The sequence below is a fragment of the Thermostichus sp. MS-CIW-41 genome (assembly GCF_054058915.1).
Map to the genome: position 1 here is coordinate 1 of NZ_JBSSBO010000064.1, position 12,430 is coordinate 12,430.

Genomic DNA, 12,430 nt, shown 5'->3' on the forward strand with positions numbered 1-12,430 from the left:
ATCGCGCCAGCGGGACGGAGTCCCATCGCGCCAGCGGGACGGAGTCCCATCGCGCCAGCGGGACGGAGTCCCATCGCGCCAGCGGGACGGAGTCCCATCGCGCCAGCGGGACGGAGTCCTTTATCTTCTCTAAGGCCCAGAACCTTCACCTCTACCTCTTGCTCCACCGAGAGGGAGGGTTCCCTTGGGGTGAGCTTGATGTCGGGGCCCGAAATCTGGAAAGTAACTTCGTTGCCCTTGATGTTGGTGATGGTGGCCTTCAGTTTTTGACCAATCTGGAAGCAGGCTTGGCGGGCCCGCTGTTGGGTCTAGTCTTGTGGGTATTGGTTGTTTTGCTGTGGTCTGTCCTGCTGGGGCTCGTTTGCCGCGCCTTGGGGAACGGCGTCCCTGCGACCAGAGTGGCTGTTGGGCTGGGATCCCTGGTGTGGCGGAGTCTCGCCAGCAGGCATCCCCCCATTCCCGTAGTAGCGGGCCATGCCTAGCCCAGGATCTGCAGCACCTCTGCCGGCCTGTCCTGTAGGGCTACATCTTCAGAGACTACCGCAAGTGGAACATTCATACTGAACAGTATCTGCGCGACCTTTGCTTCGAGACTGTTGAAGAATCTAATCACATCAAAATTCGGTTTTATGGAGATCCGCGCTATCAAATCGTTATGGCTAAAACTCCTGGCGACTGGAGGGCTGGCCGCAATATTTCAAGGACTCCGTCCCGCTAACGCGATCGGGATATTCGCAACCTCATTTTTGGCCTTTGAGATCCTGAAACGAATAAAGTTTAGTTGCAAACCTATCGCGCCAGCGGGACGGAGTCCTTACTTTCTCAGGGGGCACGCAGCTGAGAAAAGTTGAACCGAGTCCTGATAGGCTGAAGAAAAGTTGGGATCCCTGCCATGTTCTACCTGCCGGTCTCGCTGCTGTTGTTTTTCATGCTGGTGTTGCTGCTGCCTTTCCTCTGGCTGGGGCTGGCAGTGGATGTGGTGGCGCTGGCGGTGGGAAAGCTGGGGTTCTCGCGGGAGGGAGCGCTGTTACTGCTGCTGGCCATCCTGGTGGGCAGCTCGGTCAATATTCCCCTCTATCGAGTGAAATGCGAGGTGACGCTGGTAGAAGACCTAGCTAGCTTGTGGATGCGGCAGTTCTGGGGGATCCCTTTGACCAAGCTTTCCCAGGAGACGGTGATTGCCTTAAACGTGGGCGGGGGGCTGATCCCGGTGCTCTTGGCCCTATACCAATTTGGGCGGGCCGACAGCGTGCTGATCCTGGCGGTGACGGCGCTGGTAACCTTGGTCAGCTACTATGCTTCCCACGTGGTGCCCGGGATCGGCATTCAGATGAATCCTCTAATTGCCCCAGCTACAGCAGCCTTGGCCGCTTTGTTCTGGGCTGGGGATCAGGCGCCAGCGGTGGCCTTTGCCGGCGGGGTTTTGGGTACCCTTATCGGGGCGGATCTCCTGCACTTGCCGGAGGTGTTGCGGCGCAATTGCTCAGGCATTCTCAGCATTGGCGGGGCCGGGGTTTTCGATGGTATTGCCCTCTGTGGCTTGTTTGCCCTGCTGCTGAGCTAAACCAGCAAATAGGTAAGGGAAAGGGTGATGGATTGGGCGGGATCCAGCCAACGCAAGTCGGGATCCCCTAAGGACTCCGTCCCGCTGGCGCGATCGGAGGCACGCTGAGTCAACTCCTCGAGGAGCGTTTGCGTCCATTCCAGCGGCCCATTGAGCAACATCGGCGAACGGGCTACCCCCAGTTTGCGGGCCATAGCCTTGAGGGCTTCCAAGCTGGCAGACAGGGGGCGGGTGCTGGCCACAAACAACAGCTCCGTCAGCCCTTGGGCATGACAGGTGAGCAAGTCAGAGCTCACAGCAGAGCGCAGCTCGCCATCGACCTCCGGCAAGGGTGGCAAAGTTAAACTGCTCTTGGCTTCCAAGCGAAGAGGTGTGGTGAAGTTGTCCTGAGGCAGGGGGGCCAGCAGGTGCAGTTGTCCGGTCGGGTCGATCAGCAACAGGTAGCCGAACAGATGCTGATCGCTGTTGTTGCAAAGGGTGAGATGCAAGGGATCCCCCCGCATAAACCGTTGCATACCCACCTCAGCAGGAGCGGAAGTTGCGGACTGGACAAGGCGTGCCGCCAACGAGGGAGCTAAGGACTCCGTCCCGCTGGCGCGATTGGCAGCTTTACCTTTGACAGCCAACTCCGCCACCACTGCCAAGGAAGAGGAAACCGCATTGAGGGTGGTGCGCAAACGTTTGGCAGCCAGCAGATGGGCAAGACGGGGAGCTAACCGCTGGACGGCCATTGCTGCGGCTTCTCCTGCCGGGCCACAAGAATTCAGGAGCAATTCTCGCCCCGGCCAGAACAGGCTGTAGCTGTTCACTTCCAGAGGCTTGAGCAGGGTATCCGACCGTTCGCGCCAGCGGGACGGAGTCCTAAAAGCAGTGGCCATTTCCGGGGTGATGCGGCCCAACAAACAGTCCACCTGTCGCTCGCGGGGGTTGGCCGTTTCCATCCAGCTGTAGCCGGCAATGGCATTGGTCAGATCCACCTTTTCAATGCGGCCCAGGTTCTCCTCTAGGCCAACCAAAAGCTTGAGCGTGCTGGAGAGGCCGCGCAGCTGCTCCCGCAAAGGTGTGCCCACAGGGGGAAGCTGCCCTTCCGGACTGGCCATCTGAACCTGAGCCAACAGCCCACTGCGAGAACGCATGAGCAGCGGCGTCGGCGAAGAGGCGGAAGGATCGGCGGGAATGGGAACCAAAAGAGTACCCGGCTGCAAACCACACAGGGCCGCCGATGGGATCCCGCCTAACCACACCTGAGCCCGATTTCCCTTCACTTCTTGAACTACCCCGCTGACCCCTGCCGGTGTGGGCATGAGAAAATAGGGATGGATGTGTCGAGCAGTGTCTTGGCCTTCCAAGGTGGGGCGTTGGCAGGCGAATAGGCCCAGCTCTCGCCGGCTAACCACTTGGTTAAAGGCCACCAGCAGACGAGTGGCAGGCGTGGTTTCCCACAGGTACTGCGTCAGCAGATAGGTGAGTACCCCAGCATAGAATCCTGGCCAAGCGGCTTCTGCTGCCAAGTCTTGCGGGGTGGTGGCCGAAATCAGCAAGCCCTTGGGCGGAGACGGCCAAACCCGCTGCGGCTCCGATCGCGCCAGCGGGACGGAGTCCTTGGAGTCCGAGATCGCGGCTGGGGGACGGGAACGCAGTTGCAAGTTGCCTCGCACCGACGGCGAGACATAGGTAAAGCCACAGTCCAGAAGGGTGGTGATCTGGGCAGTGCCCAAGCCTTCCAAAAGCCGGAAAAAGCTGTCTAGCTCCATTGCTGCCACTCCCTCAGAGCCAGACAACAGCAGCACCGGCTGCCAACAGTTGGGCGCGGATCCCAGCCGCCACTGGCCATAGCCGCTAAACTGCACCACTACCGTTTCAGCCGTGTGACCTTGACCCCCCAAGTGCTCTGCAAAGGCCGATTGGATCCCAGCCGGCGTGGCTGCCCCATCGGTAAGGGTGAGAATGTCTGCCGGGTCAAAACCAAAGCGATAGAGGAGTAGCTCCCGCTGCAACTCCACATCTGTCAAACACCCTTGTAGCGCGGATCCCTCGCCAAGGTAGCGGTTAATACCGATGAGAACAGCCAGCTTGCGGGAGCCAGCCGCCAAAGCTTGCCCATATCGCTCAGCCCGGCCCCTCAACCAGCCAGGGGATAGGCCAAGACCGGCAGCAACCAGGAGGAGTTTTTGCAGAAAAGACCGCCTTTCCATGTTGACCCTCTGGGCTGACCCCCGGCCCAACGACTACCCCATCGGCCAGCGAGCCACAGCTAAACTTTGCACGGGAATCTGTTGCTGCCTATTTCAGGATATCCCCATCCACACAGCTTTTTCCCGAGATCGAGTGACAGTTTTTGGCGTTTTCTTTGCATTCCTTATCAATCAAACCTCCGCTACTTCCCATGGGGATCCCACGGCAGCGCTCTTCTGTCAGACAAGTCCGTCAGACAGGAGGGAAAGTGTGAGGAAGTCAATACTCAGCGGTTCAGGAAATAGGGCAAGCAAGCCCCACGCTCCGGCCAATGGAAGCGGGCGAAGGGAACCAAAATGAACCCAGCTATCCCCAGACAGAACAGGCCAAAGTAGAGGTGGAAAGCCCCGACTGGATCAGCTGGTTCCATCCTTCCCCCTCCTAGGGATCCCAGCGCTAAGGCCAAGAGATTGTTCAAGGCATGAGCCAAGACAGGCAAGGTCAGGGAGCGAGTCTGCAAGTAGAACAGGCCCATCACCAAGCCGAACACCGTCAACCCGACGGGGTTGGGGTGCAGCAGGCCAAATACCCCAGAAGAAGCCAGCAGACCTCTGGAGAGGCCCCACTTGAGGCCCCAGCGGTGTAGCAAGATGCCGCGAAACAGCCACTCCTCCGTTATGGGGGCCACCACCCCAATCGAGAGCCAGCGCAACCCCTGATACATCTGCGGCCAGGCCGTTTCCCTATCCTCCTCCCCCAGTGAGTGCAGCATCGACTCCGCCAGCTCTGGTGCAAGCCAAGATATCAGGTAGATCATCAGTAAAGTTGTGCCGATGGAGAGCACTACCAAAGCCGGCACCACCCGCAGCAGGGATCCCCAGGGAATAGCAGCCCGCCAGTTGCCCCACAGCCGTCTCATCTGCAGATGGGCTTGCTGCCCCCGTCGCCAGCTCCAGATACAGGTGAGGACAAATGTAGCGCAATAGACAAAGTCGGCCAGCAGAGGATCGTCAGATGGGAGATGAAACAGCTGGGCCAAGGCGATGGCTCCCAAGCCTACCCCCAGGTTGATCACCAAGAAGGCCAACAGCACGTGGCGCGCCTTAAGGGCTGCAAATCCGGTCACACTCGGCTCGGCAGGCCGTAGAGGGGGGGATCCAGACACAAAGGCAGAGATCGCGGTTTTCCCATTTTAGGTTTGGCGGGGATCTCCGTAGGTGGGCTGCTGTCACCTTCTCCGGGAGAGGATGAAGATCCTTTTCTGAAGGTTTGGCCGGCCTTTTCAAGCCCAATCGAGCAGGCTGGTGGCTGTCTCCGAGGGTCGCCAGGCTGAGCCAGCAAGTTAAGATGTGTTACGGAATCCGTTGGGGCATCTATGGGCGCAACACCGGTAGTGACAACAGCAGCGAGGCAGGATGGCTTGGGTTCTGGGGCTGTCTCCATCCCTCCGGCAGATCTGGGGGTGGTTCCTGAGCCAAGCTTGCGTTACGACCCAGAGCAGTTGGCCAAGCAATATCGAGGGCGCTGGGATCTGGTGGTGCGGCGCCTGTTTCAGTTGATCACCCCCTTTTTGGGCTTGTTGGCCTGGGTGTTTTGGGATCGCTGGCGGGGAGTAGAACTGAAGAATCGCCCGAAACATGCGGCCCGGCTACGGGAGATCCTCACGGAATTGGGGCCGACAGCCATCAAAATCGGCCAAGCCCTCTCCACCCGTCCCGATCTGGTTTCGCCCCTGTTTCTGGAGGAGCTGGCCAAACTGCAGGATGAGCTGCCCCCCTTCGAGAATGCCATTGCTTTTGCCCTCATCGAGTCGGAGATCGGCAAACCCGTAGACAAAATCTTTCGAGAGATCAGCCCTGAACCGATTGCCGCCGCCAGCTTGGGGCAAGTGTACCAGGCCTACTTGCACAGCGGGGAGAAAGTCGCCGTCAAGGTGCAGCGGCCCGACTTGATTGGGCGCATCTCTCTCGACATGTATATTGTCCGCAGCCTGGCCGCCTGGGCCAAACGCACTTTCCGCCGCATCCGCAGCGACCTGGTGGGCATCGTCGATGAGTTTGCCGGGCGCCTCTACGAAGAAATGGACTACACGCAGGAGGGCCGCAATGCCGAGCGGTTCCTGGCGCTGTACCGTCACCCCTCCATCTACGCTCCCAAAATTTACTGGGAGTACACCCGCACCAAGGTGCTGACGATGGAGTGGATTGATGGCATCAAGCTGACTCAGGTTGACAAAATCGCTGCTGCGGGGCTGGATGGACGGCACTTGATCGAGATCGGTGTCAATTGCTCCCTCAAGCAGCTTTTGGAAAATGGCTTTTTCCACGCCGATCCCCACCCGGGCAACCTCTTGGCCATGTACGACGGGCGGCTGGCCTATATCGATTTCGGCATGATGAGCACCATCGCGCCCCATCAGCGCTACGGCCTGATCAAGGCGATTGTGCATTTGGTGAACCGAGACTTCGCCGGGCTGGCCCAAGACTACGTGGACTTGGAGTTCCTGGATCCAGATACCGACCTGACTCCCATCATCCCTGCTCTGGAAGCTGTCTTCGCCGAAGCGATGGGCAAATCGGTCTCCGAACTGAATTTCAAGAGCATCACCGATCGGCTCTCGGGGGTGATGTACGACTTTCCCTTTCGAGTTCCCGCCTACTACGCCTTGATCATCCGCTCTTTGCTCACCCTGGAAGGGATCGCCATCGGCCTGGATCCCAACTTTAAGGTGTTGAGCGTGGCCTATCCCTACGTGGCTCAGCGCCTGCTCACCGACCCGGCCCCGGAGCTGCGCGTATCTCTGCGGGAGCTGCTGTTTAACCAGGGGCAATTTCGCTGGAACCGCCTGGAGAACCTGCTGCGCAACGCCGTCAACAGCGAGGATTTTGACCTGCAGGGATCCCTGGAAAAGGCCGTTGATTTTATCTTTTCTGAGCGGGGCGCTTTCCTGCGGGAGCGCCTAGTGGATGTGCTCTTTTCCAGCTCGGGATCCCAGGGTGGCTCAGATGGCTTGGCTCATTTGCAGCGTCTGTGGGAACTCCTCAGCAGCAACCCGAGCTTTCAGCCGCTGCAGCTTCTGCCGATTGTTGCCAAGGTGGCTGCCAAACCGGAAGCTCAACAACTGGGCCGTCAATTGGCCTCCCGCTGGTTGCAACGCTCGGCAGCTCGCCTCATCCGCGACCTGCTATTGCCGGATACAGAAAAGCCCAGTTCACCCTCTTCCCTCAACGGGCGTGGCGGGATCCCTGGGCCGACAACCTCTGCTTCTACCGCTCAACTTCCCCTTCCGGCCTAGCTCAGGTGCTCTTGGGGGGCAGTATCGCTGTTGGGGTTAACAGAGGCCAGAGCCAGCGTAATCCACTCGGAAAATTCATCGCGGCGGAAAACCTGGGGGCGGGAGCGGGGGCCAAAACGCAGCAGGCTGGGCATGCCGTGCTCCTTGAGTCGAGACTGTAGCCAGGTGCCCACACCGGTTTTGCCATCGTTGGGCATTTCGGTTTGGAAGTCACTGTACATCAACAACAACTGGCTGCGAGATTGGAGCACCGCATTCTCTTGAATTAACTTCGGCAAGGAGAGATGGGTGGCTGAGACTGCCCCTTTGCTCCCTTTGGCCGATTCACGACGACGGTCGCGCGGGCGCGGGTTAGTGCTTTCACGGCTCTTGCGGGTTTTGGGTTCACTAGGCATAGAATCTCCTAAACGACAGAGTGCTCCCCAACGGGGGTTAAAGCGGGAACTCGCAGGCCAAAAGCCGAGCCCGCTGTGAAAGTGGCTCGATGGGTACAGTTCTGGAGAATCGCTGAGAAGAGGGACACCTGCTCTTGAGTAAGCGAAGAAGAACTGCGCTGAGCCGGCACGAAAGGCTGGGATCCCTTCGGCGCAACAGCAGTCCACAGCGGGCCGAGCTCCTGCCAATACATCCAAGGCCTGCCCTTGTTTTTCCTGTCGGAGGCCAGTTTGGCTACCACGAATCCGCAGGGCAAGCAAGCCCGGATGTTACCCCTATATTGACTTAAAAATGGACAAGTGGACAGTCCCTGGCCGAGAATTTAGCTGCTGCGGCGGGAGCTTCGGAAGGAACTAGGCTTGCCCGCCGGTGGCGAGTATCGGTGAGCTACGGGAGTAGCCTCCTACTACACCTGGAAGCGGTTGTTGGTGGTGTCCAAAAAGGAGTTTCACTGGCTTACTGAGATACTATGCGCATTGCCATTGTCGGGTTGGGGTTGATTGGCGGATCCCTGGCCCTCAAACTGACCGAAAAGGGATATCCCGTCTGGGGGATAAGCCGCAACCCGGCCACCTGCAAACAGGCTCTGGAACGGGGTGCTGTCCAAGGCTGTGGAACCGAGTTGGCCCTGTTGGCTCGCTTTGATCCGCAAATGGTGCTGATCTGTACCCCTCTGGAGCAGGTGTTGGCCACGCTAGCCGCCCTGTTGCCTTATTTGTCGGCAGAAACCGTGGTGAGCGATGTCGGCTCGGTTAAGCAGCCCATCGTTGCTCCGGCAACCGAATTGTGGCCCTGGTTTGTGGGGGGGCACCCCATGGCCGGCAAAAGCCTGCAAGGGATCCAAGCGGCAGAAGCTGACTTGTTTCGGGGGCGGCCCTACGTGCTCACTCCCATCGCCGAGACCCAACCTCAGGCTCTCGATGCGGTGAAAGAACTGATTGCTGCTGTTGGCGCAGAAGCTGTCCTCACGGATCCCGCCCGCCATGACCGAGCGGTGGCCTGGATCAGCCATTTGCCGGTTATGGTCAGTGCCAGCTTGATCGCAGCGGTTAGCCAAGAAGGGGATCCCGCGATTCTGGAATTGGCCCGCACTTTGGCCAGCAGCGGATTCCGCGATACCAGCCGTGTTGGCGGAGGGATCCCGCAATTGGGTTTGGAAATGGCCCGCCACAACCGACAGGCGCTGCTGACTGCCCTGAGCAGCTACCAAGCCCAGTTACGACAGATAGAGCGGTTGATCGCTGGCGAAAGGTGGGACGAATTGCTCCTGGTGCTGCAACGAGCTCAACAGGAATGGCAGCAGTTCCCCGTCAACCATCCTCGCGGAATTCCTCACAACCTGCGCGGTGGGAATGGATAGCAAAGATATCTTGAACGGGCTCGGGGATCCTTCATGCTACCTTGGGCTTATGTTGACAGATCGAGCTTATGTTGAATGCGGCTCAGCTCTGGCTTTACCACCTAGAACAATGGGCAACTGAGCTGGTGCAGTTTCAACTGCAGCACCTTTCTCCCGTCAGTCTGCTGGTGGTGGGCTTGGCCGGCTTGCTCACCAGTCTTTCCCCCTGCACGCTGTCTATGCTGCCAGTGACCATCGGCTACATCGGCGGCTACACCCCCGCTTCTGAGGAAACGGCTGGGGAAGGGCGGCGGCAAGTTTGGGCTCAATCTTTGGGTTTTGCGGCTGGGGTGGCTTTTACCCTGACCCTGCTGGGTTTGTCGGCAGCTTTGCTGGGTCGCGTTTACGGACAAACCGGATCCTTCGGGCCTGTTGTGGTGGGGGGAATTGCTATTTTGATGGGGCTGAACTTGTTAGAGGTGATCCCCCTGCGTTTTCCCGATTGGTTTAACCGCCTCGAGATTCCCGGAGAATGGCCCAGGCTGGGTCGGGCAGTGTTGCTGGGGTTAACCTTTGGCCTGGTGGCCTCTCCCTGCAGTACGCCGGTTTTGGTGGCTTTGCTGGCCTGGGTTTCCACCACAGGGCAACCCTGGGTAGGAGGCGGGCTGCTGCTGGCTTACGGGCTGGGATTGGCCTTTCCTCTGCTCCTGGCGGGGGTGTTTACCGGGTTGGTGAAGCAACTGTTGGCCCTGCGGCGCTGGTCGGGCTGGCTCACTTATGCCAGTGGGGTGGTGTTGGTGGGGTTCGGCAGCGTAACAATCTTGTCGGCTTGGGCCTAAGGGATCCCTGCTGCTGCAGGCTAAGATGGGGCTACACCTACAGCACCCTGTTGGGGACTGCACCTTGCCTGGCAAGAGCAGCGGTCTGAATCTTGAGCCGACAAACTTCTCATGGTCATATACTCTCTCCCGCTTGCCCGCTGGGCTTCCTCGCTGCGGCGGTATTTTCGACATGAGCTGCTGCCGCTGCTGGCGGATCTGCGCCTAGCCATTGGCCTTTTGTTGGCAATTGCGGTCTTGAGCGCCACCGGCACGGTGATCGAGCAAGAGGAAACGGCGGCTTTTTATCAGGCTCACTATCCAGAGCATCCGGCCCTGTTTGGCTTTCTCACCTGGCGGGTGATCCTGAGCTTGGGATTGGATCACGTCTACCGCACCCCTTGGTTTCTGGCCATTTTGATCCTGTTCGGCAGCAGCCTTGCCGCCTGTTCCCTGACGCGCCAATGGCCGATGTTGAAGGGGGCCCGCCGTTGGAGCTATCTCACCCGTCCGCAGTCTTTTCAGCGCCTGCCGTTTCGGACGTATCTGCCTCAGCAATCTTTACAAGGTCTGCCGGAGCGGTTGCGCCGACAGGGCTATCTGGTGTTTCAGGAGGGCCATTACCTCTACGCCCGCAAGGGGTTAATCGGCAGGATCGGCCCCATCTTGGTGCATGTCAGCATGCTGCTGATCTTGCTGGGGGCGATTTGGGGCAGCATTAGCGGCTTCAAGGCCCAAGAACTCATTCCCAGCGGCAGCGTGGCTTCCATTCAACACTTGACCGGAGCGGGAGATCTGGCTCGCGCTCACTTGCCTACCTGGCAAATTCGGGCCAATCGCTTCTGGATTGACTACGCTCCCGATGGCCGTGTCAAGCAGTTTTATTCCGACCTCTCGATCTTGGATCAGGGTCAGGAGGTCAAACGTCAGACCATTTCCGTCAACCATCCTCTCTCCTACCGGGGTGTGACCCTTTACCAAGCCGATTGGAGCATCGACAGCATCCGCATCCGCATCAACAATAGCCCCACTTTTCAAATCCCGGTGGTGCCGGTGCGCACCGAGGCAGGCAACAAACTCTGGGGCGCTTTTGTGCCCACCCAGCCGGACATGAGCCAGGGCCTCACGCTGCTGCTGCCGGATCTGCAGGGGACAGCCCTCCTCTACGACACTGAAGGGCAATGGATGGGATCCCTGCGCCAAGGCATGAGCTTGGCCCTCGACGAGGTCGCTCCCCAACGCTTCCCCAACCCCCTCACTCTGTATCTGGATGAGGTGATCGGCGCTACCGGACTGCAAATTAAATCGGATCCGGGGATCCCTGCGGTGTATCTCGGATTTGGCCTGTTGATGGTGGGGGTGGTGATGAGCTACTTCAGCTACAGCCAAATCTGGGCTTTGCAAACGGAGACGGGGCTCTACTTGGGGGGCAAAACCAACCGGGCCTTGGTTACTTTCGAGCGAGAATTCGACCGCTTGGTGGAGCAACAAAAGGTCGCCTTCTCTCTTTCCCAGATCCCGGTGGAAGCTGAGATTGGCTAGACGCAGCTTTTTCCGGCGAAACCAGCCTCCTGCCCAATAGGGATCCCATCTATACAATCCAGGGATCCAGTGAGCGGCGCTGTTGGCTCCAGAGGGATCCCATTGGTTGAGACGGGCTTTCTCTGGGTTGACTTTGAGGGGATGTTCTGGGGCTTCCCAACATGAAGATGACCCTGAGGAAAATACAAACTACTGTTTCAGTTTCCACACACTTCTCCACATCCGGAAAGCTTGCTTAGAGATTGAGTTAGAGTGTTTCCAGTCGGTTCCTGCAGTATGCTGCCTTTTCAGGAGGGCAAGACATGAAAGTTGGAGATCGGGTGCGGGTGCGTACCAGCGTGATTGTCTATCACCACCCGGAACATCGCAATCAGCCTTTTGACCTCAAAGGTATGGAAGGGGAACTGAAGGCCGTGCTTCGAGATTGGAATGGCCGCCCGATCAGCGCCAACTTTCCCTTTCAGGTGCAGTTTGACAACAAGTTCCGTGCGCATCTCCAAGCTGATGAGCTAGAGGTGGTTGAGCCGGCCAACTCTGAAGAGCCCGCCGGGACGGCTGCCTAGTTGAGGCCCAACAGCGTGCGGTTGGTTTCCAGAATCGGCCTGATCAACTTGGTTTCTTCGGGGGTGAGGTAATTGGCTATCACTTCTTGTAGGAAGCGATAGGTGGCCTCGCAACTGCGTTGGGTGCGGAAGGCTCGCATCAGTGTTTGGAACCAGTAGAGAAATCGATCTTTGTAGCGCTGCTCATCATCCAAGAGCATGGCTAAGGCCGAAAGGCGCAGAACCCGAACGGTGTCAGCTTTCCACTTGTTGCTAAAGTCTTCCACCCCTCGCATGAGCAAGTAGGGATCCAGCGCGCGCATTTTCATCTCCACATCCCGGATGATCTGGGCCTCCGCCGCCTGAATCTTGCGATAGGCGCTCAGGCGTAGGTCAAAGGAGGCTAGATAGGTCTCCATGAACTGCAGCTCTTCATCCCTGAGATAGCGCCCGTCGGCAGCGATGCTCAGTTCGCGCAGTTGAGTCAGCATAGGGATCCCTGGGCAAGCTGGAATGAGAATGGAAAAAACACCACCTGTTCTGACTGACGGTCCAGCCTTGGTCTCTCAATCCTATCCCCAAACTCCCGGCCAGAAGAGGGGAATTGCAGGGATCCCCGGCAACCCTCTCAGCTAGAAATCGCAGGAGCCCCGCACTGTACCCGTAGGGTCAGTGCCGGGAGGAATGCGAGGTTACAATAGAACCATGACCCAAGTCCTG

General features: G+C 58.6%; 10 protein-coding genes and 1 pseudogene. 7 read left to right on the forward strand and 4 right to left on the reverse strand.

Annotated elements, in window-relative coordinates; genetic code table 11:
* Both ACVWXE_RS13365 and ACVWXE_RS13370 read left to right on the forward strand, forming a co-directional pair.
* A pseudogene (locus tag ACVWXE_RS13365) lies at nt 1–482 on the forward strand (hypothetical protein); the annotation flags it as partial.
* A gap of 410 nt (nt 483–892) precedes the next feature.
* Nucleotides 893–1,564 (forward strand): DUF1614 domain-containing protein, encoded by a 672-nt coding sequence (locus ACVWXE_RS13370; RefSeq protein ID WP_414332122.1) that lies wholly within the window; start codon nt 893–895, stop codon nt 1,562–1,564.
* On the opposite strand, the gene ACVWXE_RS13375 is transcribed toward ACVWXE_RS13370, so the two are convergent.
* The gene (locus tag ACVWXE_RS13375) at nt 1,561–3,759 is read right to left on the reverse strand and encodes a caspase family protein (protein ID WP_457490545.1); all 2,199 of its coding nucleotides are present in this window, start codon (nt 3,757–3,759) and stop codon (nt 1,561–1,563) included. The genes ACVWXE_RS13370 and ACVWXE_RS13375 overlap by 4 nt on opposite strands.
* A gap of 266 nt (nt 3,760–4,025) precedes the next feature.
* Entirely contained in the window at nt 4,026–4,865 is an 840-nt protein-coding gene (locus ACVWXE_RS13380; RefSeq protein WP_457490546.1) for a CPBP family intramembrane glutamic endopeptidase, read from the reverse strand.
* Between the two features lie 249 nt (nt 4,866–5,114).
* Here ACVWXE_RS13380 and ACVWXE_RS13385 point away from each other — a divergent pair, with 249 nt between their 5' ends.
* Nucleotides 5,115–7,034, forward strand: coding sequence for an ABC1 kinase family protein (locus ACVWXE_RS13385; protein ID WP_457490547.1), 1,920 nt, complete (start codon nt 5,115–5,117; stop codon nt 7,032–7,034).
* On the opposite strand, the gene ACVWXE_RS13390 is transcribed toward ACVWXE_RS13385, so the two are convergent.
* A complete protein-coding gene (locus ACVWXE_RS13390; RefSeq protein ID WP_414330450.1) occupies nt 7,031–7,429 on the reverse strand; it encodes a hypothetical protein in 399 nt (132 codons plus the stop codon). The genes ACVWXE_RS13385 and ACVWXE_RS13390 overlap by 4 nt on opposite strands.
* A gap of 509 nt (nt 7,430–7,938) precedes the next feature.
* Between ACVWXE_RS13390 and ACVWXE_RS13395 the strand changes: the two genes are divergently transcribed.
* From ACVWXE_RS13395 to ACVWXE_RS13410, 4 genes are all read left to right on the forward strand, one after another.
* Nucleotides 7,939–8,829, forward strand: coding sequence for a prephenate/arogenate dehydrogenase (locus tag ACVWXE_RS13395; protein WP_457490548.1), 891 nt, complete (start codon nt 7,939–7,941; stop codon nt 8,827–8,829).
* 68 nt (nt 8,830–8,897) lie between these two features.
* Complete coding sequence (locus tag ACVWXE_RS13400) at nt 8,898–9,647, forward strand: cytochrome c biogenesis protein CcdA (RefSeq protein WP_414381388.1); 750 nt, start codon at nt 8,898–8,900, stop codon at nt 9,645–9,647.
* A 111-nt stretch (nt 9,648–9,758) separates the two neighbouring features.
* Entirely contained in the window at nt 9,759–11,168 is a 1,410-nt protein-coding gene (locus ACVWXE_RS13405) for a cytochrome c biogenesis protein (RefSeq protein ID WP_457490549.1), read from the forward strand.
* 302 nt (nt 11,169–11,470) lie between these two features.
* Nucleotides 11,471–11,731: a ferredoxin-thioredoxin reductase variable chain gene (locus ACVWXE_RS13410; protein ID WP_414332109.1), complete on the forward strand. Its 261-nt coding sequence runs from the start codon at nt 11,471–11,473 to the stop codon at nt 11,729–11,731.
* Here ACVWXE_RS13410 and ACVWXE_RS13415 read toward each other — a convergent pair.
* A complete protein-coding gene (locus ACVWXE_RS13415; protein ID WP_011432275.1) occupies nt 11,728–12,201 on the reverse strand; it encodes a globin family protein in 474 nt (157 codons plus the stop codon). The genes ACVWXE_RS13410 and ACVWXE_RS13415 overlap by 4 nt on opposite strands.
* Nucleotides 12,202–12,430: the final 229 nt, after the last annotated feature.